The organism is Bradyrhizobium sp. SZCCHNS1022, assembly GCF_032484835.1.
Taxonomy (GTDB): Bacteria; Pseudomonadota; Alphaproteobacteria; order Rhizobiales; family Xanthobacteraceae; genus Bradyrhizobium.
Genome location: NZ_JAUETT010000005.1, coordinates 478,906 through 502,631, shown reverse-complemented (window position 1 = coordinate 502,631; position 23,726 = coordinate 478,906). Strand labels below are relative to the sequence as shown.

Annotated in this window: 29 protein-coding genes and 1 pseudogene; 17 read left to right on the top strand and 13 right to left on the bottom strand. The window is 63.5% G+C overall.

Annotation, left to right across the window (positions count from 1 at the left end; translation table 11 throughout):
- Positions 1–3 precede the first annotated feature (3 nt).
- From QX071_RS27835 to QX071_RS27810, 6 genes are all read left to right on the top strand, one after another.
- Entirely contained in the window at positions 4–204 is a 201-nt protein-coding gene (locus QX071_RS27835) for a hypothetical protein (protein ID WP_316172111.1), read from the top strand.
- Positions 201–713, top strand: a complete 513-nt coding sequence (locus QX071_RS27830; protein ID WP_316172112.1) for a hypothetical protein — start codon at positions 201–203, stop codon at positions 711–713. The genes QX071_RS27835 and QX071_RS27830 overlap by 4 nt, the downstream gene beginning before the upstream one ends.
- A complete protein-coding gene (locus QX071_RS27825) occupies positions 710–919 on the top strand; it encodes a hypothetical protein (RefSeq protein ID WP_316201067.1) in 210 nt (69 codons plus the stop codon). Before QX071_RS27830 ends, QX071_RS27825 begins: the two co-directional genes overlap by 4 nt.
- Entirely contained in the window at positions 916–1,245 is a 330-nt protein-coding gene (locus tag QX071_RS27820; protein WP_316172113.1) for a hypothetical protein, read from the top strand. The genes QX071_RS27825 and QX071_RS27820 overlap by 4 nt, the downstream gene beginning before the upstream one ends.
- 222 nt (positions 1,246–1,467) lie before the next feature.
- A complete protein-coding gene (locus tag QX071_RS27815; RefSeq protein WP_316172114.1) occupies positions 1,468–1,893 on the top strand; it encodes a hypothetical protein in 426 nt (141 codons plus the stop codon).
- Positions 1,894–2,168: 275 nt separating this feature from the next.
- Positions 2,169–2,735 (top strand): hypothetical protein, encoded by a 567-nt coding sequence (locus QX071_RS27810; protein WP_316172115.1) that lies wholly within the window; start codon positions 2,169–2,171, stop codon positions 2,733–2,735.
- On the opposite strand, the gene QX071_RS27805 is transcribed toward QX071_RS27810, so the two are convergent.
- Positions 2,732–3,382 carry a hypothetical protein gene (locus tag QX071_RS27805; RefSeq protein WP_316172116.1) on the bottom strand — a complete coding sequence of 217 codons (651 nt, stop codon included), beginning with the start codon at positions 3,380–3,382 and terminating at the stop codon, positions 2,732–2,734. The two genes, QX071_RS27810 and QX071_RS27805, sit on opposite strands and share 4 nt — an antisense overlap.
- 494 nt (positions 3,383–3,876) lie before the next feature.
- Here QX071_RS27805 and QX071_RS27800 point away from each other — a divergent pair, with 494 nt between their 5' ends.
- The 6 genes from QX071_RS27800 (at position 3,877) to QX071_RS27775 (ending at position 8,281) form a co-directional block, all read left to right on the top strand.
- Positions 3,877–4,074, top strand: a complete 198-nt coding sequence (locus tag QX071_RS27800) for a hypothetical protein (RefSeq protein WP_316172117.1) — start codon at positions 3,877–3,879, stop codon at positions 4,072–4,074.
- Positions 4,075–4,085: 11 nt separating this feature from the next.
- Positions 4,086–4,742 (top strand): hypothetical protein, encoded by a 657-nt coding sequence (locus QX071_RS27795; protein ID WP_316172118.1) that lies wholly within the window; start codon positions 4,086–4,088, stop codon positions 4,740–4,742.
- A 411-nt stretch (positions 4,743–5,153) separates the two neighbouring features.
- Positions 5,154–5,873, top strand: coding sequence for a hypothetical protein (locus QX071_RS27790; RefSeq protein WP_316172119.1), 720 nt, complete (start codon positions 5,154–5,156; stop codon positions 5,871–5,873).
- Positions 5,874–6,071: 198 nt separating this feature from the next.
- Positions 6,072–6,668, top strand: a complete 597-nt coding sequence (locus QX071_RS27785) for a ParB/Srx family N-terminal domain-containing protein (protein ID WP_316172120.1) — start codon at positions 6,072–6,074, stop codon at positions 6,666–6,668.
- A 9-nt stretch (positions 6,669–6,677) separates the two neighbouring features.
- On the top strand, positions 6,678–7,823 hold the full coding sequence (locus QX071_RS27780; protein WP_316172121.1) for an ABC transporter ATP-binding protein: 1,146 nt from the start codon (positions 6,678–6,680) through the stop codon (positions 7,821–7,823).
- A gap of 197 nt (positions 7,824–8,020) precedes the next feature.
- Positions 8,021–8,281: an acyl carrier protein gene (locus QX071_RS27775; protein WP_316172122.1), complete on the top strand. Its 261-nt coding sequence runs from the start codon at positions 8,021–8,023 to the stop codon at positions 8,279–8,281.
- A gap of 21 nt (positions 8,282–8,302) precedes the next feature.
- Here the strand turns inward: QX071_RS27775 and QX071_RS27770 are convergent, their stop codons facing one another.
- The 12 genes and pseudogenes from QX071_RS27770 to QX071_RS27720 all read right to left on the bottom strand — a co-directional run bounded on the left by QX071_RS27770 (position 8,303) and on the right by QX071_RS27720 (position 17,415).
- On the bottom strand, positions 8,303–8,446 hold the full coding sequence (locus QX071_RS27770; RefSeq protein ID WP_316172123.1) for a hypothetical protein: 144 nt from the start codon (positions 8,444–8,446) through the stop codon (positions 8,303–8,305).
- A gap of 12 nt (positions 8,447–8,458) precedes the next feature.
- Complete coding sequence (locus QX071_RS34140) at positions 8,459–8,815, bottom strand: ASCH domain-containing protein (RefSeq protein WP_410052555.1); 357 nt, start codon at positions 8,813–8,815, stop codon at positions 8,459–8,461.
- A 415-nt stretch (positions 8,816–9,230) separates the two neighbouring features.
- Positions 9,231–9,680 (bottom strand): annotated as a pseudogene (locus tag QX071_RS34135) (ParB/RepB/Spo0J family partition protein); the annotation flags it as partial.
- A gap of 58 nt (positions 9,681–9,738) precedes the next feature.
- Entirely contained in the window at positions 9,739–9,972 is a 234-nt protein-coding gene (locus QX071_RS27760) for a hypothetical protein (protein ID WP_316172125.1), read from the bottom strand.
- The gene (locus QX071_RS27755; protein ID WP_316172126.1) at positions 9,959–10,783 is read right to left on the bottom strand and encodes an N-6 DNA methylase; all 825 of its coding nucleotides are present in this window, start codon (positions 10,781–10,783) and stop codon (positions 9,959–9,961) included. Before QX071_RS27755 ends, QX071_RS27760 begins: the two co-directional genes overlap by 14 nt.
- 114 nt (positions 10,784–10,897) lie before the next feature.
- On the bottom strand, positions 10,898–11,110 hold the full coding sequence (locus QX071_RS27750) for a hypothetical protein (RefSeq protein ID WP_316172127.1): 213 nt from the start codon (positions 11,108–11,110) through the stop codon (positions 10,898–10,900).
- The gene (locus QX071_RS27745) at positions 11,107–12,948 is read right to left on the bottom strand and encodes a ParB/RepB/Spo0J family partition protein (protein ID WP_316172128.1); all 1,842 of its coding nucleotides are present in this window, start codon (positions 12,946–12,948) and stop codon (positions 11,107–11,109) included. The genes QX071_RS27750 and QX071_RS27745 overlap by 4 nt, the downstream gene beginning before the upstream one ends.
- 377 nt (positions 12,949–13,325) lie before the next feature.
- A complete protein-coding gene (locus QX071_RS27740) occupies positions 13,326–13,550 on the bottom strand; it encodes a hypothetical protein (RefSeq protein WP_316172129.1) in 225 nt (74 codons plus the stop codon).
- Positions 13,551–13,563: 13 nt separating this feature from the next.
- A complete protein-coding gene (locus tag QX071_RS27735; RefSeq protein ID WP_316172130.1) occupies positions 13,564–14,967 on the bottom strand; it encodes a DUF2201 family putative metallopeptidase in 1,404 nt (467 codons plus the stop codon).
- Positions 14,964–15,968, bottom strand: a complete 1,005-nt coding sequence (locus QX071_RS27730; protein ID WP_316172131.1) for an ATP-binding protein — start codon at positions 15,966–15,968, stop codon at positions 14,964–14,966. The genes QX071_RS27735 and QX071_RS27730 overlap by 4 nt, the downstream gene beginning before the upstream one ends.
- A gap of 35 nt (positions 15,969–16,003) precedes the next feature.
- Complete coding sequence (locus QX071_RS27725) at positions 16,004–16,888, bottom strand: hypothetical protein (protein ID WP_316172132.1); 885 nt, start codon at positions 16,886–16,888, stop codon at positions 16,004–16,006.
- 218 nt (positions 16,889–17,106) lie between these two features.
- On the bottom strand, positions 17,107–17,415 hold the full coding sequence (locus tag QX071_RS27720) for a hypothetical protein (protein ID WP_316172133.1): 309 nt from the start codon (positions 17,413–17,415) through the stop codon (positions 17,107–17,109).
- A gap of 543 nt (positions 17,416–17,958) precedes the next feature.
- Here QX071_RS27720 and QX071_RS27715 point away from each other — a divergent pair.
- Genes QX071_RS27715 through QX071_RS27695 form a run of 5 tightly spaced genes read left to right on the top strand, consistent with a single transcriptional unit; the run spans position 17,959 to position 23,722 of the window.
- Complete coding sequence (locus QX071_RS27715) at positions 17,959–18,468, top strand: hypothetical protein (RefSeq protein WP_315705046.1); 510 nt, start codon at positions 17,959–17,961, stop codon at positions 18,466–18,468.
- The gene (locus tag QX071_RS27710) at positions 18,368–20,458 is read left to right on the top strand and encodes a terminase gpA endonuclease subunit (protein WP_316172134.1); all 2,091 of its coding nucleotides are present in this window, start codon (positions 18,368–18,370) and stop codon (positions 20,456–20,458) included. The genes QX071_RS27715 and QX071_RS27710 overlap by 101 nt, the downstream gene beginning before the upstream one ends.
- 11 nt (positions 20,459–20,469) lie before the next feature.
- A complete protein-coding gene (locus QX071_RS27705; protein WP_316172135.1) occupies positions 20,470–22,095 on the top strand; it encodes a phage portal protein in 1,626 nt (541 codons plus the stop codon).
- A complete protein-coding gene (locus tag QX071_RS27700; RefSeq protein WP_316172136.1) occupies positions 22,095–22,382 on the top strand; it encodes a hypothetical protein in 288 nt (95 codons plus the stop codon). Before QX071_RS27705 ends, QX071_RS27700 begins: the two co-directional genes overlap by 1 nt.
- Before the next feature lie 11 nt (positions 22,383–22,393).
- Positions 22,394–23,722 carry a S49 family peptidase gene (locus tag QX071_RS27695; protein ID WP_316172137.1) on the top strand — a complete coding sequence of 443 codons (1,329 nt, stop codon included), beginning with the start codon at positions 22,394–22,396 and terminating at the stop codon, positions 23,720–23,722.
- Positions 23,723–23,726: the final 4 nt, after the last annotated feature.

Below are 23,726 nucleotides of genomic sequence, written 5' to 3'. Positions count from 1 at the left end.
GCCATGGCATTCACCGACGCCGAAAAGCTTGCCGAAATCGACCGTGAGATGCAGCTGCGGCATCGGGTCTACAAGTGGCAAATCCGCAGCGGCAAGCTCACGCAGGACCAGGCCGCGCGGCAGATCGCGCTCTTGACCGCAATCCGGATGGATTACGCGCAGAAGGTGAAAAGGGCCGAGCCGATCGGCCCTCTATTCGCATGACGAAAAAGAAGCGCACCAGCAAGGCGACCGATCTGCCCATGCCTCCGCGCGAAGGCCTGATCCCCGGCACATGGAAGCTGATGGATCCGAGCCGGCTTGGTGGCGTCGTCGATCGGCCGCGCGCCCCGGAGCGCTGGACGCCGCGCCATGTCGGCAATCGGCTGATCGAGGCGCACCGCACCTTGAAGCGGTTACCGATAAAAATCCGACCCGCGTCTGTGAAGACGGCGTGGCCCGTGTTCGAGCAGGAGCCCGTCGACAGCGACGAAGATGAGCACGTGAAGGTCGACGCCACCGCAGCCGAAATCGAGCTGATGGAGGACGCGATCGGTTGGCCGATGCGGTTTCTGCCTGCCGTGTTTGCCAGCGCCGGTGACGTCAACCGCTGGGCCTCGCAGCTGAAAGTCGAGGAGTTCGAAAAGGTCGAGGACGGCCATCACTCGGTGCCGTGGCACGAGCTGCGCGCGATCGCCGATGGTCTCAACAGAGCAGGAGAGGCGGTGCGATGAAGAAATGCAGAAACTGCGATCTGTGGCGCGGAGGTGAGCCGATAGTCGACCATCACAGTGTGCAGATCGGCACGTTGGGGGAGTGCCACAAGCGAGCACCGATGGTGGGCTTCGACAGGTACGGCAAAGCCACGACGGCCTGGCCGTGGGTTGATGATGAGAACGGCTGCGACGAGTGGAAGCCGAAGGAGCAGGAGTTGTCATGAGCGAGGAAGCGCAAACCACGAACTACCTGATCGAGCGGTTCACGATCGGGCCAGATGTGTCACTCGATGGCATTGCCGTCTGGCTGGCGCAGGTAGCTGCGAACGGCTTCGAGCTGGTCACTGCCTATGGCGTGCAGCACCCGACCACGAGCGCCATCATCCACCATTTCGTGGTGCAGAAGCGGGCCGATACCGTCGCGGTGCCTGAGCTGTCCGCCGAGGAGCGGGAGATCATGCTGGCCGAGCTCGCCGGCGGCGGCGATCGGAAGCTGCAGCCTGCGCCGGCGGCGACGCCGCGGCAAACGAGTGGAAGGGGGCGGCGATAGTGGACCTAGATCTTCTTGCGCTGAAAACGGTCGAATTGATCGACGCGCTGCCACCGAGCTTGCCGCCGGCGCAACTAAGGGTGAAGGCGCAAATCGTGATTCTAACCGCGCCGATGATCGCCCAGGCTGTCGAACAGGAGAGGTGTACCAGCACGCTGACGGTGTGCCCCAGCTGCGGCGGTAAGTCATCACACACGTCCGGCTGCCAAGCGGAGCGCTCCGATGGGTGAGGTCGCCGAAATGATGCTGGAAGGCATCCTCTGCGAGGGATGCGGCGAATACCTGGGCGATGCGGCCGGCTTTCCGCAGCGCTGCTCCAGCTGCGGAGGCAGCGCGCCGCTGGACACGCACTCGGCGCCGGCTCGGTACCGGACAGCGAGCCGGGCCCGCCGCGCAGCGCGGCACAACCGCGAGAGGCGCGCGATCGCCAAGGAGCGAAAGCCGTTCGAGTGCCACTGCGGCAAGCTGTTCGCCGACTGCAACGCCCTGGCGCAGCACCAGCAGGACAAGCACCCCGGCGCGGCTCAACCGAAGAAGCCGCACGTCTGCGACTGCGGCTCGACCTTCCGCCTTCCCGAGCACCTGGCGCAGCACCGCGCCGACAAGCACGGCCTAGCGGCTGCCGCAGTGGCGTGGCTGGAGCCGTGAGGACGCACTGCCTCTGGTGCAAAAACGAGGAGGCCGCGCCGCACCTGGAATGGTGCCCGCGCTACCAGCCGCCGGCGCCGCCCGAGCCCGAGCTCGTCCTCCTCGACACCACCGGTCTGCCGTTCGTCTATCGCTGGACGCGAGACGGGCGGCACAAGCATCCATGTCGAGTAGTAAAACGCGTGCGGAATGAGTGCCTGATCGAGTTCGCCGATGGGCACCGGTTCACCACGGACCGGAGGTCGTTGCGGAAAAACAAGCAGGGGTGAAGGGGAATGCTTGACGTCATGGATCAAAATCAGCTTCGCATTGCGGTGGGCAAGGGCACGCGCAACGAGCAGCTGGCGGAATACTTCATGAGGGCGGCCGGGATCGCGTCCGTGTGGATTGATCCGGACGGCCATGTCGGCTCGGCCGACGTGGCCCGCATCGGGCGCGAGGCCGGCCAGATCGTCTACTGCTGCGGCCGCGGCGCGCACTACGTGCTCGGCTATCGGCTATGGATCTGGCGGCAGGAGATGAACTTCGCCATCGACCAGGCCGGCACTGCTGCGGCGCTGGAGCGGCTGGCAGCCCAGGGCGAGGTGGGCATCACCCCGCACGCGCTGGCCGTAACGCGGGCGATGGACGCTGTGGCGACGGTCAATCAGGCGATCGAGGCGATGACGGCTAGTGGCCAGATGCGAGATTTCAACCGCGTGTTCAAGTCCGCCCGGAAGGTTGATCCCAAGCTCCGCTATCACGACTATCTGCACTCCCGGAAAGCCGCCATGCTCGAGGCGATCGCTAAGGGAGCGGATGCCGTCCGTCTCCGAGAGACTTCCCGCATGGCATCAAGTTAGATGGGCCGCTCGCTCATCCTTTTGAGGTACTCTGGTGGGTCGTCATGCGGGCGGTCAAGCCCCGTTATCTTCGCTGGGGTTTCAAGGGGCTCGGGCATCGGATCGGCTGCGTATACCCCATATGAGCGCGGCAACTCTTCCCTCGGGATATCCCTGATGCGAAGCCAAATAATGAATGCCGCGCACTCTCGCTTTCCGTGCTCAATCTTGTCGGCGATGTCCCGCAGTTGGTCGACAGTTAGCGTGATGTAGATTGACTCCGATTTGGCCTTCGAAGCTCGCTTGATCAGATAGAGCTTGTCAGCAACGCCTCCGAATATGGACGGATAATATTCGGAGTGCATGAGCTGGTTGCGGGTGTGCGAACACCAGTCGAAGTAGTCCATCAGCTTATTAACGAACTTCAGTGGAGCCGGGTCGGTCTCATACATTTGAAAGATCTCGCGAACCGACTTTACTTGGTTGAATTCGCTCTGAGACGACCAGTATTTATCGACCAGCTCACGCGGCATTCCTTTAACGCCCGGGTGGTGGGCGTAGAGAGTGAATAAGTCGCGTTCAAAGGCGCTGTAGGACAGAGATATCACCCCAAGCGCGTGGATGTGATCGCGACGTCCGGTGAGGTATGAAGGCCATTCCTCCGTCATGTCAGCAGGCTCCGTTCAGCGAGCGGAGGATACTAGCGGGGATTTGCATAGGCCACCTCCTGATGTCGCTGTTTCGAATTGCAACCTAGTATAGACGGGGAGGCGGATGTCGGAAACGGGCGGCCGACCTTGGTGCATCGGTGCATCTTGGGTGCATGCACCTATGCACCATCAGGTGGCCTGACCAGAATGCCTGTTCTTCCACAAATTTAATGAAGCGGTGCATCGGTGCATCTGCGGTGCATGTAAGGCGATTACAGCAAATCCACCACATCCAGTCAAACCATTGGAGAAGCGGTGTTTTTTCGGAAATTCCTGCGCGGTGCATCGGTGCAAATCACCAATTCTCATACATTGCACCGTTGACGAAAGCTGCGAGTTCGCGGCGTTTTACGCGCGCACGCTCCCTTAAGGGAACCTATGCCTGAGATAGGCCAGTCGGCCATCAGGCCGATCTGGCCGAATAATCTCCTCTCTCTCTAAGGATCAGGATCATGAGCTGTGGCGGTTGCCAGAAGCGCCAGCAGGCGCTCGTGCGCACGGTGCAGGCCGCCAAGGTTGGCGACGCCGAGACCGTCGTGAAGGAGCTGGCCTTCGTCGCGACCAGCGTGGTGCAGGACGCGAAGGCGGTCTTTCGAGACCAAGTGACAGCGGCGCGGAACCGCCTCGCTGCGCGATCTCCGAGACGGTAGGGAAAGTCGACATGGCTGGCGCAGGCGGGATCAAGATCGATATCGACGCCCGCCAGATCGGTGCCGTCGGCGACAAATTCGCTCGGGCCAAGGCCCGAATGCCAGCAGCGATCTCGCACGCCGTCAGCACGGTCGGCCCTGTCGCAATGGGAGCGATGAAGCGCGAGCTGCCAGCCCAGACTGGCCTGCAGCGGAAGACGATCGACAAGGCGCTCAAAGGCGCGGTGCGCGGCCCGACCTATGTGATCAAGTCCAAGGGCGGCAACATCCGGCTGAAATACTTCCGAGCGCGAGAGACCGCTCAAGGCGTCAGCGCAGCGCCGTGGAATGCTCGGCAGGTCTTCCCTGAGACCTTCATCATGGCCGGCTGGTGGCCGAACCGAACCAAGCCGATCGCGCGCGGTCAGGTGCTCAGGCGCAAAGGCAAGGCCAAATACCCGATGGAGGTCGTCAAGTCCGGCCTCTTCATCGCCGAGGAGATGGTCACTGGTCCATCAGCTGCCGCGTTCTATAGTACAGTGGCTGTGCTCCTGCCTTCCATCATTGAGGGCGTCATCACCGGGGCCATCATCGGCGGAGGCGCCGATAAGGCAGCCCAAGACGCTGCTGCAGCTGATGTGTTGAAGCGGTATTCGCATGTCTCGCTGAACGACCCATTGCCGTTCTAGCCGCTTAGTTTCTGGTTAGTTCGGCAGTGGCGTCAGCCGATTAGTTGCCGATCGTGTGATCACCATCAACGCTGTCCGATAGTTGCCGTTGCACAGCGCTGCTGACTGTACGCTTGGTTGCCTGCCGTCCGACCGAGGCTGATAGCCGCTTACATGCCGCTTAGTTGCCGCGTGTGATGCGGTCTATTAGTGGCCGCTTAGTTGCCGGATCGGTTAGGGACCCTTTCCCGCGTCGGCGCCATGCGAGCGCGAGGGGTCCCCGGCGCCAGCGTATCTAGGAAATCGCAGATTTCAGTTTCGTTTCGTCGGGGGAGGGGGTCGGGGGTCCCCCCCCTCTCGACGCGAGTTCCATCGTCTCCGCGGCGCCGACGGCATCGGGCAACTTCTACGAAATGAAGAGGCTCGGGGGACATGCCCAAACCGTTCACGATTTTCGTCGGCGCGCAGAAGGGCGGCGTCGGCAAGACCACCAGCTCGATCGCCCTGATGGACTATTTTGCGCAGCGCGGCATGCCGGCGCGCGGCTGGGACACCGAGATGCCGAAGGGCAATCTCATCCGCTTCCAGCGTCCCCGGACGCAGGTCGTGGACCTCTCCACGTCGGACGGCCAGATGGAGGTGTTCGACAGCCTGCAGCAGACGCCGGTTTCGCTGATCGACATGAAGGCGGGGATCCTCGCCGACACGGTGCAACTGATCCACGATCTCGGTTGCGTGCGGCTCGCCGAGCAGGGCCTGATGCGCCTGGCTCTGTTCCACGTCATCGGCAGCTCGATAGCCTCGATCGAGGAGATCGCGGAGACGGCGAAAGCCTTGGGCGACGCCGTGCGGCATTACCTGGTGATCAATCATCACACGAACGACGCCAGCTTCTTCGCCAACATGCCGGACGTGTCGAAGGACGCGCTCAACAGCAGCGCGGTGATCGTCAACATCCCCAAGCTCAACACGCGGGCGATGGAATTCGTCGACGCCAACACGAGGAAGGCGGGCGTGCCGGACCAGGCGAAGTCCTTCACGGGCTTTGGTGCGGACGAGAACAACTCGTTCACGATGCGAGGCTACGTCAATTCGTGGACCGAGAAGGTGTTCGCCGAGTTCGACGCAGCTCGTCTCACCACGCGCGACTGATCGTGTCTCGCGATGCGTTTAGCGACCGCTGGATGCCGCGATCCCGCGCGCTCCTCAACCGGCAACGCGCTGCGGCGCGTTGCCGCGAGGACAGACAGATCGTTGACGCGGACGAGCAGGGAGAGAGACGACGGGCGCTCCCTGGCTATGACGGGGACTGCCCGGAGCGGATGCAGGGCGCGCTGCGCCTGGATTGAAATGGCAAAAAACACGACGCCGAAGCCGCGATCGGAGCGCAAGCTCGTGATCCAGCACTGGCCCATCGGGCAGCTGAAGCCCTATACACGGAATTCGCGTACCCACAGCCCGGCCCAGGTCGCGGCGATCGCGAAATCGATCGAGCAGTTCGGGTTTACGAACCCGGTGCTCGCCGCGGAAGACTGTACGATCATCGCCGGACACGGCCGCGTCATGGCGGCGCAGTCTCTCGGCATCAAAGCCGTGCCGGTGATCGTCGCGTCGGATTGGAGCGAGCAGGAGCGGCGTGCCTACGTGATCGCCGACAACAAACTCGCGCTCGACGCCGGCTGGGACGAGGAATTACTCAAGCTGGAGCTGGGCGAGCTCGCCGGCGCCGGCATGGATCTCGATCTAACCGGCTTCAGCGAGGCTGATCTCAACAAGCTGTTCGGCTCGGTGGAGGATGATGTAGGGGGGAAGCCGCCCGACACGTCGGCTCAGCTGGAGGGGCTGAGCTATTCGATCGTGATCCGCTGCGATAACGAGCAGCATCAGAGCAAGCTCTTGGAGGAGCTGGAGCAGCAGGGCCTCAAAGCGGAGGCCCTGATTTCGTAACGAGGGACTATGGCAAGAGTTGATCTTCGCGTCGAAACGACGCTCGAACGCTCGGCGCGCGTCAAGCAGCTGTCGGGAATGTTCGACGTGCCCGCCACCGAGAAGTTGTCGCACCATTGGGAAGGCGACGTGCCGATTGAGGAGCGTGACTGGAATGTCGGATTGATCGTCGGCCCGTCCGGAGCGGGTAAATCGTCCGTCTCGCGGCAGCTGTTCGGCGAGGAGCGCAAGGTCCAGTGGTCGGCACGGTCAGTGATCGACGACTTCGACAAGAAATTCGGCATCGAGCAGGTGGCCGAGGTCTGCGGGGCTGTCGGCTTCAACACGATCCCGTCGTGGATGAAGCCTCACGGCGTTCTCTCGACGGGCGAAAAGTTTCGCGTCGAGCTGGCGCGCCATCTGCTTGAGGGCGGCGACCTGGTGATGGTGGACGAGTTCACGTCTGTCGTCGATCGGAAGGTGGCCCACATCGGCTGTCACGCCGTGCAGAAATTCATCCGCAAGAACAAGCGCAAGTTCGTCGCTGTCACTTGCCACTATGACGTCGAGGAATGGCTGCAGCCGGATTGGGTTCTCGAACCGGCTACCATGTCATTCCGCTGGAGGTTACTTCAACGACGACCAGCAATCAGCGTCGAGATCGCACGCGTCGATCGCTCGGCGTGGGAACTATTCGCTCCGTTTCACTATCTGACGACCGAGCTGCACAAGGCGGCGCAGTGCTACGTGCTGTTCGTGAATGGGCAGCCGGCCGCCTTCCAAGGCATCCTGCATCGGCCGCACGCCACCGCAACCAATATCAAGGCGTCGTCGCGTGGCGTGACGCTGCCGGACTATCAAGGGCTCGGCCTGATCTTCATCATGGTCGAGACGCTCGGAGCCGCGCACAAGGCGATCGGCAACCGCTTCCGGACGTATCCTGCGCATCCGCCGCTCGTCCGGTCGTTCGATCGGAGCGACAAATGGCTGATGACGAAGGAACCAGGGACGATGAGCCCTGTGAAAACCAAGTCGTCTCAGATGCGCAATCGCCAGACCAAGGCTTGGAAGATGGGCTCGCGGCCGTGCGCTGTGTTCGAGTATTGCGGGCCGGCCATGGAGGATCCTGCGGCCGCCCGCGCCTTCATCGAGGGACAAGAGGCGGTGAAGGCCTGAGAGACTTTCCCGCGCGCCGGGCCGTTCGCCTGGTCGGGATGCCCGGAGAGGGGCGGGATTTCACATGATCGTCTGTCACTCGCGATCGGCGGCATGTCCGCCGACGTGCCCCTTTGTGGGCGCGGATCGGGCGTCGGGGCTGCCGTGCTCCGGTCGTCTGCTGATGATCTATCGGTTGTTCAGGAGGAGTAGGGAATATGGCTTCGACGTTCGAGCAGGTCGCCGACATTCTGGCGGATCACTGCAGCATTCCGCGCGCGCAGATCACACCCGAGAGCCACATTCTCGATGATCTGGCGATCGACAGTCTCGATTTTCTCGACAGCGCGTATGCGTTGGACAAGCATTTCGGCGTGCGTCTCCCAATGGAGCGCTTCGCCAGCGATGAGTTGTGGGAAGTGGGGAAGGTGAGCGCCGCGATCGACGAGCTGCTCGCCGAGAAGGGGCGAGCGGCTTGATTGCCGCTCGCCCCAGGGGCTCTATTCAGTCAGAAGCTTGCGTGCCTTGCCACAGGCATAATGAAGCGGATCGCCTTCCCAATTCGCCGGCAGCGTGTCCCGGAAGTCCTTCTCTGCAGCGAGGAGGTCTTCCAGAGCGAATCGTAGTTCGTCGTTCGTAGCCATCTTGATCTCCTTTCATAGCTCAACGTCAAATAACCCGAGCTTGCCGTTGTAGGGGACGAGCTTCGGCCAGATGCGAGCGTTCTCGAGGACCAGGCCGAAAGGCCCCTCGAACCATTTCGACCGGCTGGACGTCACAACGTCCACCAGCTCAACTTCTCCGATGATCCCGGCCATCGGCAGCAGCGTCGGAATTTCGACGCCGTATCGTCGCGACACCTCGCGAACGCTGTGGACGTGCATCTTTTGCGATGCCAGGATCAACAGCCGTCCTCGGTGCCGCGTGTTCTGGCTTCGGTTTTCGATTGGCTTTAGTCCGGACACGACCAACCACGCGTATGGCTGGCGGATGCTGATCCCTTTGACCTTCATCGTTGGATAATCCTGCGGTTTGTAGGAGCTCTGTCTGTGATGCCACGCGCCGCAGATCATGCTCCATCTGCAGGACGTGCTTACGCACTAACACCAACTTGTCGGCCATTGTCCGGACACGATCCGGCGCAACTCGCTGCGCGGCTACGCACTCTCCGTCCTTGAAGCCCGCCGAGACCATGCTGGCGATAGACGTGATCTTGCTTTCGAGCCGCGACACCGCTTCGAGATCACGTGGCGACGCGCGCGGCAGCTCGCCGAACACGTCGAGCTGATCCTCCGCGTCCCGAAGCGCGATGCAGGCGTGTTTGACCTGCTCGGCCGTCGTGAATTTGCCAGCTGATATCGCGCGCACCATTTCCATCTGCCGGTGCGGCGGTAGATGCGCGACACCGCCCGCCATCGTCGATGCCAGCTGGCCGGAGGCGACAAGCCTCTGTATTTCCGGCTGGAGGCGCAGCAACAGGATGCGTTGCTGCACGAGCGCCGTGCTCTTGAGCCCGAGCTCGTCGACGATGCGCTGATCGGACATGGCCTTGTCGCGGAGCAGCTGAAACGCGTTCGCCTCCTCGATTGGGTTCATGTCCTGGCGCTGCAGGTTCTCGACGATGGCACGGAGAGCCATTTCCTCCGCGCTGATCTCGACGACTTCGGCGCGGATATCGTCCGCGCCTAGCAGCTGGTGAGCTCTGAAGCGACATTCGCCGGCGACGATCTGGTACCGATCTCGGCCGATCTGGCGTACGGTGATGGGCTGGATCAGGCCGCGCGCCTTGATCGAGGCGGCCAGCCGCTGAATGTGCTCCTCGGGGAACGTCTTCCGCGGCTGATCGGGGTTCGCAGTGATCTGCGAGAGCTGGATCATCGGCATGCGTCACCACGAACAGATGCTCGACAGGGCCGCCAAGGCAGGGCTACGTGCTTCATTTCAGCCCCCTTGCGAGTGCGCGGCTCACGGTGTCCTGAGACCAGAGCCCGAACTGCCCTTTGATGGTCGATCCGAAGTTCTGCAACTCCTCGACGATCACGGGCGCGGCGGCGTCGGTGCCGAATACCCGGTGGACCTTCAGGAAGCGGCCGCCGCTCTGGAAGACGGCACCGGCCGGTATCTCGGCGCGGCGCTCGATGGCGGGAGAGAACAGGTCAAACTGCTGCATCGGCCGTCTCCTCAGCGAATAGCGAGAGCTGCACGGGCTTGCGGCGCGGCGCATTGGGGAGCGGTGGAGCAGGGAGCTTCGCCTCCTGCTCATACCGCACGCGCTTTGTGTGCAGGATCGCGGCCAGCGTCGGGGTCGCGAGCCACGTCTTCAGCGCAAGCGTGTTGCCGTGGAAGATATCGGCGGAGACGCCGCAGAGGTTGGTCTGAATGTACGCGGCTGCCGCAGCCGTGTAGTCGACGTCCACCATCGTCCAGTGCACCTGGGTCGCGAGGTTGATCCCGCGCTCCCGCAAAACCGCGCACGCGGCGAGCGTCATGCCTCCGACGCCGCAGGCTGGCTCCTGCAGCGTGATGAAACCTCGCTTCGTCTCGGCCAGCATCCGGTCGGGTTCAGCGATGATGAGGTCCGCCATCAGTCGGGAGACGTGGTAGGGCGTGAAGAACTGGCCCAGGTGTGAGCTGGCGGCCAGCTCCTCGAAGATCGGACCGATGAAGTCGATCGGCTCCGCCTCGAGCGCGGACACGATCGCGGCGAGCATGGCGGCGATATCCTCCATGCTCTCGCTGGGCTTCCGGCATCGCTGCACGATCTTCATGTACTCGGCTTCGTTCGCCGCGAGGCGCTCGGGCTGGAATTGCAGCGTCGCGCTGCGCATCGATCGGAAGGTTGCGTCTATGGTGTGGGTGAGAGCCTCGTATGGCCGCCAGCCCTCGCGAGAGCAGATGGCGTTGATCCGCTCCACGAACAGGTCACGGGCAGGCCGGTGCGCGTCGGTGTTGAGGCGCACGTCATTGCGTTTGATAGCCACGTATTGATCTCCTTTACGGTTGGTAGTAGAGAGGAGGTCCGCCGGCGTTTCGGCTTGATCTCCTTTTCGTCGGCGAGGGGGCGCGTCCTGTGCAGGGACGCGCCCCTGCTCGTTTCAGGCGTTGCAGCGCGGGCAGGGCAGTCCGCGCTTCGCTTCTGTGACCGTCGCGAACACGAACCACTCGGACTTGTGCTCGCACTTCCTGCACTGCAGCTGGCAGATCAGGCCGGGCCCGGTCAGGTTGGCGCCGGCATCGATGACGTGCATCAGCACGCCGCGCGTCGTGCGCGGCGGCTTCTCGAACAGTTCGCTCTGACGGGGTGTCATCGCTTCGCCTTCTTCGCAGCCTTCGCGGCAGCCTTCTTCGCCGAGGCCTTGGCTGCGGGCTTCGGAGCGGCCTTCGCGGTCGGTCCGTCGTATCCAGGCACGCGCAGCTGCTTCGGCAGCCACTTCAGCTTCGGAAGGTTCGCGGTCGCGAACTTCGCGGCCTCGTCCTTCTTCATGTCCGAGACCTTGCGAGCGTGCTCCTCCCCCATCGCCTCGTGCACGGCTTCCACGATTACGGTTCGAGAGACGGACGCGAAGTAGTCCTTCGCGTCGAACTTCTCGCGGGTGATCGCGGTCAGCTTCTTCCCGTCGATCGCCTCGGCGAGCGCGCGGTGTGACGCGTCATCAAGGACGGCGGCGGCGGGATAGCGCTTCACGAGGTTGATGTTCTTCGACACCAACTCCGTCAGCACCTTGATCTGGTCCGTGGTGTTGAGCTTCAAGGCAGAGGCCAGCGTCGCCGCGAACTTCGGTCGATTGTGCGACATTGACGTCTGATGGATGCCGAGCGCGTCGTCGTTGCTGCTGATCCCGGCAATCAGGATCGCCATCGCGACGTGCGGCTGATGCGTCACAGCGAGTTGGGCTGCGGCGGTCAGCTGCTCGGCTTGACGCAGCTGAAGGGCCTGGCTGATCGCGTCCTCCGGCGCGGCTTTGCTCTTGTTCTTCGTCTTGTCCTTCCCAGCCGTTCCGGTCGAAGTCGCCTTCGGCGGATTGCGGAATTCGATGATGATCCGCGACAGATCATGGCTGAGCGAGACGAAGACGAGCGCCTTCTCTTTCTTCTTCGCGTCGATAGTGGCAAGCGCGCGCTCCTCGATCTTCTGTTGGATCGCAGCCTGCTCCTCCTCCAACTCGTCGTTGTTCTCCAGATACTCGTCCGCCTTTTCGGCGGCGGCGAAGATTTTCTCGATTTCCTTGAGACGAGCAGCCTCCTCTTTGGTGGGCTTTCCGGTCACGTCGATCTGCGGATAGCTCCACATATCCGTGGGTCGCACCTTGGAGACGGTGCCCCAGCCCTCGGCGCTGAGCCGCGCGATCTCGCGATCGATCAGCTCATCGCCCATCGCCTTGAGCAGGACGGGATCGCTCACGGAGGTGTTGTCGCTCCGCTCGTCCGCGAACAGATCGCGCATCAGCTTTCCGCCGCGAGCGAGGTACGCTTCTTCCGTGATGAGTTCGAGGAGCTTGCCGGCGCGGGAGTTGAAGCCCAATCCCAGGGCCTCGCGAACTGTGTGCTCATGCATGTAGCCGCCGACGCGGAGCTGTTCGAGCACTGACTTCTGCGCCTTCTTGTCGGGCTGCATCGTGAACAGCTTCGCGGCCTTGCCGTCCAGCTCGCCGGCCTGCCACGCGTTGAGCACGCTGTCGTCAAGCTGTCCGAGAGCGAGACGCTGATGGACCCCCTTCTCGGAGACGCCGAAGCGCTTCGCGATCTGGTCGACGGACATGGGGCTTTCTTTGTCGTTCGCCAGCTGAGCATAGGCGCGGTACTCGTCGACGGGATGCATTGCGGATCGGGCGACGTTCTCGTGCAAAGAAGCTTCGCGAGCGGCCGCGTCTGCCTCGTTGGTGATGATCACAGGCACGGGCATGTCCGGCTCGCCGCGTTCCTTCGCGATCTCCTGCAGAGCCAGAAAGCGCTGTCCTCCTGCGAAGATGACGTAGCCCTTCCCATTCTTGCGCACGGCGAGCGGTGAGCGCAGTCCGATCGCCTTGATCGAGGAGACGAGCACGGGATCGAGCCCGCGATTGGCATGGCGGACGTTCGACTTCTCGTCGATGCGGAGCTGAGAGAGCGGCAGGGTGGCGGTGGTCGCGTTGATAGTGGCAGTCATGTTTGATCTCCTTTGGATCATGGTGAAGTCGCCGGGATGGCGCTTCGGTGCGCGCACCGCGAGGATGCGCGCCGTCGAAACGTCATGAGACGCACGGATAGCGGTGGCAGTAGAGCAGGCCGCAGCGCGGACAAGGACGAGGCTCTGCTGCACTGACCTCGGTGCAGATCATGTGCGCTCCTCGTGTTCGAGACGCGCGAGAGCGCCACGGATGCAGCCGCGGTTCGCGCGGCCGTAGCGGGCGTCACGCATTCGCTGGGTGATCGCAGCTGAAGCCTTGTGAGCGGTGATCCTGCACGGCTCGCAATAGACGCGTCGATTGGTCCGCAGCTCGTATGTGAGGATGGTCGGGCACGTCTTGCATTGGTGTGAGACCATCATGGGCGTGGCCCCATCGCGAAGTCGCGCTCGCCGGGGTTCTCGTTGAGCGTCAGCGAGAGGTTCGCGCGCAGCTTCCGCATCTGCTCAGCGATCTTCGCGTGATTGGCTCCGCGGCGAATGCCGACGCCGGCGCGGTCCATGCTCTCGTGACGGCTGGCGGCCGTCGCGAGAGCGGCGACAAGGGTTTTCAGGTCGTCGCGGTGCAGGTTGAGGGGGCGCATTGTTGATCTCCTTTCAGGTTTGCACGTCGATGCATTCGCCGAACGGAAGCCGCGCGGCGTAGCTCTTGATATTTCGCGGGTCGCCATAGGCGGCCCACAGCACGTGGTAGAGGGGCTCCGGACCGAAATCGGTGCAGTCCAGATCAGTCAGATAGATCGCGCAGGCGATCTCGGGCGCGTTCTCGTCGAGCCACGCGAAGGCCGGTGAAAAGGCGGTGCCGCCTCGGCCTCTGACCGTGAAGTCGATCTGATCGCCCTTATTGTAGCGATCCACGCGATTAACGCGCGTGTCGACGAACAGCACCGTGACCTCATCCACGCCGCCCTCGTCGAGGATCGATTGGCACTCGCCCCCGAAGCGGCGGAGAGCGTCCTGGTCGATGCTGCCTGAGCTGTCGATGACGATCGCGACGTGATTGATGCCGTCGCTGATCAGCCCAGGGGTGAAGAGCCCCTGTGACATGAAGCGGCGGTTCGGCTGCACCCACGAATAGTCCTTCGTGGAGCTTGGCGTCGTGTAGCGTCGCAGCTCCGCGCGCCAATCGGTGCGCGGATCGGCGAGATCGGTGACGGTCTCCTGCAGGAAGCCGGGTACCGTGCCCGCGTGCTGCTTCTTCGCGATCGCCACGGCTTGGCGGACGGCGATATCCCACTCCGCTTCGGCTTCGGCTGTCGCGGCCTCGTCGTGGTCCGGAGCGGCGTCGAGGACTTGTCCGCATCGCCCCGGATCGCGTCCGGAGGAGTCCCCTTGAGCCTCGCCACTGTCACCTTTCTGCGCATCGGAGCCGCCGCCCTGCTGGTCGTCGGCATCGCCGGTGTCCGCTGGCTGGTCTCCGTCGCCAGATGGGTCGTTGCCGTCCTGCTGGTCGCCCTGCTGTCCGTCCTGCGAGGGGCTGGCGTGTTCGCCCTGACTGTCGCCTTCCTGGCCGGACGGGTCGGGCTGGCCCTGCGGACCGTTCTGGCCGTCTCCTCCGGCATCCTGGTCCTGCTGATCCTGCTGCTGATCAGCCTGCTGCTGGCGGTCGGCCTGCTCTAGGATGCGATAGATGGCCTCGGCGTTAAGGTCCTCGTATTGGGGATCGAGTAGAGCGCCGTCAGGCAGATGGAAGCCAGCGCGTGTCAGAATCGGATTGGCGGCATAGTCGCAAGCGCGCTCCCACCTCTCCGGGTCGCGCGCGCCGCGGCGGACGTGATGCTTGAGGGCGCAGTGTTGGACCAGATGGGCGACGACGCCCACAATCTGCCGGTCGGACAGCTCGTCCAGGAACGCGGGATTGAAGAAGAGGCGGCGGCCATCGGTCGCCGTCGTCTCGAATTGCGACGCCTCGACAAGCTCGAGGCGCATGGCGAGCGAGCCGTAGAAGGGCTGCTCCATGATGAGCGCGGATCGTGCGCGGGTCATGCGGAGATCGGTCACAGCACGACCTCCTGGTTCCGAACGGCCCAGGCACCGAAAGCGCTGGTGTTGGCGATCGACTTGTCGCGCTTCTGCGCATCGTGGGCGATCAGAACCTCGTATTCCGGTCCGAGCCGACCGGCGTATTCGATGATCGGCGTGGCGGTCTTGCGCGTCATCGCATTCGCCAGCATCCCGGAGACGGCGTAGCTGACGGCGGGCTTGTCCTTCGGCGGCAGCCTGCATCCCTTCGGATCGGCGAGGATTTCGGCGAGCGTCACGGCTGACGCCCGGATTTGCAGGAAGCCTTCGAGCTCGTCGGCGGCTGCGTTGCCGACCTCTCCCGCGATCAGCGCGTGCCGCAGCGTCGGCTCCTCGTCAAGGAAGCGGAAGGCTGCGGTCCAGGATCGCGCGGAGGGGAACGCCTTCTCGTCAGGCTTCGGCATGACGTGGAAGAGCGCAGGGCGGAAGCGCAGGAACGAAATGCCCGCGTCGGGGCAGTTCGCAAGGCCGTAGTTGTCGACCCAATATTCCAGATCGGGCGCGACGTCGGCATGAAGGAAGCGATTGGCGAGCGCCGTGGACATGCGCTGCGCGGCAGCGCGGTCCGAGACGTTGTTTCCGGCGGCCATCGGCACCCAGCCTTCCGGCATCCGCCATTTGCCGATCCGCCGCTCCTGGATCAGTCCGTAAGCCGTCGTCTGCATCATCTGAGCGACGGCGTTGATCTCGTCAAAGAGGATGATGCCAGCGGCGCCGTCGCGCTCGGCGTCCGGAAGGTCGTCGGGAACGTAGTGCCGCAGCTTACCGGTCTTGGCGTCAGGAACGCGCATTCCGCCGACGTCAACGGGGTCCTTCAGCCCCAGGCGGAAGTCGATGAAGCCGATGCCCAGCTCGCGGGCGACGCTCTCGTATGTCGCGGTCTTGCCCATCCCTGGATAGCCCGTGAGCATCAGCGGCACGTTCTTCCGGTAGCAGGCAATGATCATGCGGCGAGCGACGGCCATAGAAACGGTAGTCATGTGTTTGATCTCCTTTTGCGGTGTGTTGCGGCCGGTCAGGCCATGAAGTCGTTCACGTCGGCGAGGATCGCCTCGGCGGCTTGACGCACGCTCTTGCGCGCCTTCGGATCGTCGCGAAGCTTCTGCGGCTCGACGACGCACAGCTCTCGGCTGATGCGCTCCGAGATGGAGGCCAGGCGCGGATCGTTGGTCAGGTTGAAGGCAGGCAGGATCGCTGCGAGGGACCGGACGTTCTCCACGAGGCTGTCTCGGAATTGGCCCTCGGTGCGCTCTCCCTTGCGAGCGGCGGGCTTGTAGGCCTTGAGACGTTCGGCCATGCGGCCCACGGTCTCAATGATCCGCTCGACGGGCTCGCGCATCGCAGCCTCCAGCGCATCACGCATTCGCGCTTCGATGTCGGCTCGAATGTCCTCCGCGTGCTCGTCGGCGATATCGACGCGGAAATCTGCGGCGTCAGGACACGGGAATATCTTGACGTCGAGGTCAAACAGCTTCCGCACCTCGGATTGAGGCGGGTAGTCGGCCGGATCGAACATGCCGTTGAGCCGCTTTCGAGCCTCCAGCACATGATCCGGATAAGCGCGGACGAATTGATCAGCAGCGGCATCGTAATCGGCCTTGTGCTTGCGCATCTTGGTGCTGAAGTCGACGTAGAGCGCGGATGGCAGCACCCGTGCGCCGGTATCGAGCCAGGGCTGGCTCAGATCGTAGAATTCTTGCCGCGCTCGGGAAGCGATCGTTGTGAGCGGCTCAGTCGCGGTCTTTGCGATGAGCAGTTTGTTGTAGCGGCCGGCGTCATCGGATGCTCCGTGACGATTGTTCACTTCTTTCGTCACGCTCTTGTCGAGGCGTCGGGTGGTCCAGCCGGTGATGTTGAGGCTAGCGAGAACGGCTTTCTGCGAAAGCAGATTGCGTGTCATGCTGAAGGTCTCCTGTTAGTCGAGAAGTGAGGGGAATGTGCTGATGACGTTCGCCAGGATGACGATGGCGAGCGCCAGACAGACGTAGAGGAGCACGCTTCGACCGCTCGACGCGGCGTCCGGTTCGAAACCCATGCTTTGATCTCCTTTTCGGTGCACAGCGCACCATCGAGCGCCGCGATGCGGCGCTCTGTGCTGCGTTGTCGATGGAGGAGGGGTCAGGCTTGCGCGGCGATAATGTCGTTCAACTTGCGCCATCCGTGCTCGCCGTGCTCGAACACAGCGACGCGTGCATGCTCGTAGGATGATGCAATCGCGCGATAGAAGACGATTTGAGCGCCAGCATATTCGCGTACTTGATCGACGAAGATGCCGGAACTCGGATGCGCCACGTTGAGAATGTGCTCAATCGTCTCCCGAAGCTTCTGAGCAGCGCGGAGGCGACCGAAGGCGCAGCCGTCGCTCACTTTGTGCTTTGGATTTTCGGGGTGAGCCATTGTGATCTCCTTTTTGATGCTGGATTGCATCCCGTCGCGCCGCTCTCTGACAGCGGCGCGAAAGGCTGAAATCCCTTCCCTCGTTTCGTTGCCATGATGATCAGCGAGGGCGTCAGCGATGCAGGATCGTTTTCGGAGAAGCGCAGCGGGAATGAGCGCTGCGGGGTGTCGGGGGCGCGCTTCGACTTAGACTGTTGCGACACGTCGTCATCGCGACGGTGCGTCTAGAGCGGGTGGCTCGATGCGAAGCAGGAGCGCGGGCGGCAGAAAGCCAGTAGGCGCGTCGCGCCCCGTTCTCTTACTGATCCGAATGTCAAACAGCGCGTTTCCGTGTTTCGGAAATCCATTGTCGATCTTTGCGCGGGGGCTTCGATCGGTGGCGTTCTCTGCTCGCATCCCTGCGGTCCAACGCTTCTACAGAATGTAGCATGGCGTAACGCGCCGCAAGGGGGGAGAAAACCCCGGGCGAAACCTATGATTTTGCCCGGGAAATCCGAATTTTTGGATGGATCTGGGCAAATCAGTGCCACGCGTTCCGCCTAGCGAAACACGATCTGTAGAAGGAGATTTTGGATGGCTGCGGAGGAGCAGAAGCCCGGCGCGGGAGAGTGCAACAGCGACACCGGTAGCAAGCTGCTGATGATCACGCCGCAATGGTTCAATCGGCTCAAGCGAGACGGCTGGATCAAGTCGGTCGGTAAGAACCGGTACCGCATCATCGATGTGGTGCAGGGCTACATTAAATATCTGCAGGACGAGAACAGGCGGGCTCAGAAAAGCGCCTCAGCGTCGCGCGTGCAGGACGCGCGCGCCGCTCAAATCGAAATGCAGACAGCGCGCGAGCTGCGAGAGCTGGTCAAGGTCGACGACGTGCTGACGTGGCAGGGCGAAATCCTGAGCACGCTCTGCCGCGAACTCAGCGGTGTGCCGGCGGCGTCGACGCGTGATCTTGAACTCCGCACGGAAATCCAGAAGCAGGTCAATGGCGCACTCGAACGAAGCCGCCGAGCATTTGAGGAAGCGTGGCAGCTTCTTCAGAGCGGCAAGTCAATCGATATGGGTTCCGAAGATCCAGACGCCTGACGAGTGGGGCGCGGCAAATCGCGTCTACGGCCCAGGTACCGGCTGGCCCGGCCAGCGCAATCCGTACCTGACGCCCTATTCGATCCCATTCTCTCGCGCCTTCAGCAGCGCGAAGTATCGTCGCGTGGTGCTGGTCACGGCGGCGCAGAGCTCGAAGACCGAGACGTTCCTCGACATCATCGGCGAGCGCCTCGACAACCGCCCGGCGCCGATCCTGTACGTTGGCCCGACAAAGGACTTCATCCGCGATCAGTTCGAGCCGCGCATCCGGGAGCTATTCGAGCAATCGAAGTCGCTGGCCTCGAAGATGGTCGGCGGCATCAACGGCAAGCAGCAGAAGCAGTCGCTTAAGCGTGTGAACGGGACGCGGCTGCGCCTCGCGCACTCTGGCTCGTCCACGGCGCTGAAGTCCGACCCCGCGTCAATGGCGCTTGTCGACGAATACGACGAGATGTTGGCGAACATCAAAGGGCAGGGCGATCCGCTCGGCCTGGTCGAGGCGCGCGGCGATACCTACGCCGATTTCGTCACTGGCATCGTCTCAACCCCCTCGGTCGGCATGATTGAAACCGAACTGGACGAGGTGACTGGCCTGGAGTTCTGGAAACAGACCGAGCCGGATGCCGTGAGCGATATCAAATCGCCGATCTGGCGGCTTTGGCAAGAGGGCACACGGCATCACTGGTGCTGGCAGTGCGTCCATTGCAAGGAATGGTTCGTCCCGCGCTTCAAGCTGCTGGAGATCCCTGAGAACGCCACGCCGCTGCAGGCGAGGCGAGAGACCTTCCTCCGCTGTCCGCGCAACGGATGCGTGCTCGAGGAGCGGCACAAGGCCGAGATGAACGCGGGAGGGCGGCACGTCGCTCCAGGTCAGAGTGTCGATCAAAATGGCCTCGTCCACGGCGAGCCGCCGGAGAGTTCTACGCTCTCGTTTTGGGTGTCCGGCTTGGCCTCGCCATTCCGGACGTTCGGCGAGCGCGCGGAGTTCTATGTTCGCGCCAAGCGGTCGCTGAAGCCGGACAGCGTGCAGACGGCGATCAACTCTCAGTTCGGCGAGCTGTTCGTCGACGCCGGCGGTGACGTGCCGCCGTGGGAGGAGATCTACAACGCGCGGCTCGGCTATCGATCTGGGACGGTGCCTCCGGAGGTTCGGTATCTCACCGCGGGCATCGACGTCGGCAAGCGGCGGCTCATCTATGTGGTGCGCGGCTGGGGCTATCGCGGGACGTCCTGGCTGATCAAGCACGGCGAGCTGCTGGGCGAGACGGCCGAGGCGGAGATCTGGAGCGATCTGGACGACTTCCTCGCCACGCCGATCGACGGGCACCTGATCAAGCTCGCCTTCCTGGACAGCGGCTTCCGGCCCGGCAAGAAAGAGGGCGTGCCGGTCAACCGCGTCTATGAGTTCTGTCGGCGGCACCGCCGCTTCGTCTTTCCGACGAAGGGGTCCTCGCGCCCGCTGCTGCGTCCGCTCATCAAGGCGCAGATCGAGGTGACGAGCCAGGGCAAGGCTGCGCCGTACGGCCTGGAGCTGATGCGGCTCGATCCCGACCACTGGAAATCGTTCGTGCATGAAAAGCTGGTGTGGCCGGTCGAACAGCCGGGCGCTTGGTACCTGCACAACGACGTGGACGAGAACTACTGCCGACAGCTGATCGCCGAGGTTCGCGTCACGACAGAGGACAACAAGCATCAGTGGATCGTGCGCTCGCGCGAGAACCACTACCTGGACGCGGAAGCGATGGCTGCGGCCGCCGGCTTCCAGCTCAACGTTCAGCATCTGCGCGGCAGAGGCAGCAGGACACCTCCTCCTGCGCCCGCTCCTGCTGCGCAGCCAGTGGAGCCGGCGGATGTCCCCCCGTCGGCTCCACGACGAAACGACCTCTATGAGCAACTGACGAAGCCGGCCGGCGCCGCGGCACCAGTGCCTGCGATGGCGAGCGTCAAGAAAGGACGCTTCTTCAATCTGGCGGCGCGTCTCAACCGATAGGAACGTCACCAATGCAGGCTCAATCGAAGCCGCGCTATCGCATCGGCAGCGACGGGAGCAATGCTCGCCTCGTGCCGGGGGCTCTGCCTCCGGCCGGGGTGGGCAAGCCCAGCTCGTTCTACATGCGCGAGCAGCACTCGCCGTTCTTCCACTCCTGGACGCCTGCGCTGCGGGACCAGCGCGAGGACGTGCGCGCGGGCTACTGGAGCGCTGCAGCGCGCGCGATCGACACCCTGCACAATTCCGGCTGGCTCGCCGGCGGCATCGAGCAGGCGTGCGTCAACATGATCGGCGACGGCCTGCGGCTCGCTGCCAAGCCGGACGCGGACGCGCTCGGTTGGACGAAGGACGAGGCCGACAAGTGGGCTCGCGACGTCGAGCGCAAGTTCGAGGCTCATGCCAATAACCCGATCGAGGTTGACGCCGCTGGAAAGCAGACGCTCGGCCAGATGACCCGGGCGGGTCTCAATAGCTTCTTCAGCCACGGCGAGGTCCTCGCCCTGCTGCCGCGTCCGCGCAATCCATTCGCCAAGACCCGCGTGAAGCTGAAGCTGCTGCCCGCGCACAAGCTGCGGCAGGACAGCAACAACATCGACACCTATCAGGGTGTGCGGATGACGGCCTGGGGCTTCCCGCTCTCCTACAAGATCATGCTGCGGCTGCATCAGTGGGACACTGAGTTCCCGGAGGTGATCCCGGCACGCGATGGCATCGGTCGAAAGCAGGTGCTCCACGTCTTTGACGGTCTCGCCGGTCAGGTCCGCGGCATCACGCCGCTCGCTCCCGCGCTCAAGATCGTCCGTCAGTACGACAACCTGTCGGATCTGACGCTGCAGGCGGCGCTCATTCAGACGATCTTCGCGGCCACGCTGCAAAGCGAGGCGCCGACGCAGGACGTGCTGCAGGCGCTGCAGGATGACGAGGAGCAGGGCGTCGGCGGCGGCTCGCTGGAAGGCCTGCTCAGCGCCAAGGGCGACTGGTACGAGAGCACAAAGATCGACCTGGGGCGGGGCGGCAAGATCGCGCACCTATTCCCGGGCGAAGAGCTCAAGTTCAACGCCAGCAACTCGCCGAACGACAACTATGAGGCGTTCGCGAAGATGCTCCTGCGGGAGATCGCGCGCTGCGTCGGCACCACCTATGAGACACTGACCGGCGACTATTCGGGCGCGACCTATTCGAGCGTCCGGATGGCGACCAGCGAGACTTGGCCGACCACGCTCTATCGCCGCAAGCACATCGCCGCTCCCCTCTGCCAGGCCGTCTACTGCGCATGGCTGGATGAGCAGATCGAGGCGGGTGAAATCCCGTTCCCGGGTGGCATCGAGGGCTTCCGCGCGAAGGCCGATGCAGCGACGAAATCCGAATGGCGCGGACCGCCGAAGCCGCAAGCCGATGACCTCAAGACCCAAAAGGCTCACGAGGGCTACCGGAACATGGGCGTCATGACCGACGAGCAAATTTGCGCCGAACTCGGTCAGGACTGGGAAGACGTCTACGAGCAGCGAGAGCGCGAGATGAAGCTTCGGCAGAAGCTCGGGCTTCCGGAGGGCAACGTCGCCCAGGCGGCGCAGGATGATCGGCTCGCCGATCAGCTGATCAGGGACGACAACCAGTCCGCAGGAGGCAACGAGTAATGGCGACCGTCAATTGGGATGACCCCTGCGCGCGGTACGCCGCGCTCAGGGACGCCTACTTCCAAATCGTTTCAGGCGGCGGAGAGACGCTGATCCGGACGAAAGGGCCGGAAGGCGAGCAGGAGGTCCGGTTTCACGCCGCAGATCTCGACACGCTGCGCAACGAGATGAACGCGGCACAGGCCGAATGCGCAGCCAGCACAGCTGGCGTCAATCCGCGACGCCGGTTCGCAATCCGCGCTGGCTCGCAGCGGACTTGCCTCCCTCCGGGCCGCTATCGCTACTGAAGGGCCAATCCATGACGAATGTTCTCATGCACATCGCCGACCGGGTGCTCAACCGGCCGTTGATGATCCTGCCCGACAAGCTGGCGCTGATCGCCTCCATCCTGGAAGGCCGCATCGGTATCGACGCCACCGAGCTGAAGGACCTCGCGACCTCCCCGGAGGCCTCGCGCTTCAGCGGCAGCTACATCGGCGCCGACGGCAACGGTCGCGTCTATCGCGTCGATAAGGGCGTGGCGATGATCCAGGTGCTCGGCTCGCTCGTGAACCGCGGCGCCTGGCTCGGCGCGCGGTCGGGCATGACCTCCTACGAAGGGCTGGCTTTCCAGCTGGCGCAGGCATCGTCTGACCCGGAGGTGAGGTCGATCGTCCTCGACATCGACAGCCCAGGCGGCGAGGCCGTCGGCGCATTCGAGATGGCGGACCGCGTGCGCGCGGTCGGCAAGTCCAAGCCTGTCGTCGCCGTCGTGAACGGCATGGCCGCGAGCGCAGCCTACGCGATCGCGAGCGCTGCCACCGAGATCGTCGCATCGCCGAGCGGTGTGGCCGGCTCCATTGGCGTCGTGCTGATGCACGCGGACTATTCGAACGCGCTGCATCAGAAGGGCGTCAAGCCGACGCTGATCCATGCCGGGGCCCACAAGGTCGACGGCAACCCGTATGAGCCGCTGTCGGCGGACGTGCGGGCAGGTCTCCAGGCTGAGGTCGACAACTTCTATTCGCTTTTTGTCTCCAGCGTTGCGCAAGGCCGCAAAGGTCGCATGACCGAGAAGGCCGCGCGCGCGACGGAGGCGCGCACGTATATCGGTCAGGCGGCGGTCGACGCCGGCCTGGTCGATGCAATCGGCAGCTTCGAGACAGTGCTCGCCGATCTCTCCAAGAGCGGCGCTGTCCGCAACTCCAACCCCAAGAGGGCATCCATGGACAAGATCTATACCCAGCCCGAACTCGACGCTGCCGTGACCACCGCGCGCGCGGAGACCACGAATGCGTTCAAGGCCGAGTTTGACAAGGCCACCGCCACCGCGAACGCGGCTGGCCTCGAGCAGGGCCGCAAGGAAGGCGCTGCCGCCGAGCGCGAGCGCATCAACGGCATCATCGGTTGCGAGGAAGCCAAGGGCCGCAGCGATGCCGCGCTCAACCTCGCGCTCAAGACCGACACCTCGCTCGAGGTCGCGAAGACGACGCTGGCGGTGCTGCCGAAGGCGGCCGCCGGTGGCGCGCCGCAGGCGGCGCATGGCCTCTTCCTCACTGAGGAGAGCAAGGCCGCTCAGGCTGGAGCGCAGGGCGACTACGGCTGGGGCGACATCGCCGCCAAGCTGAACAAACAGAACGCCCGGTAACGCG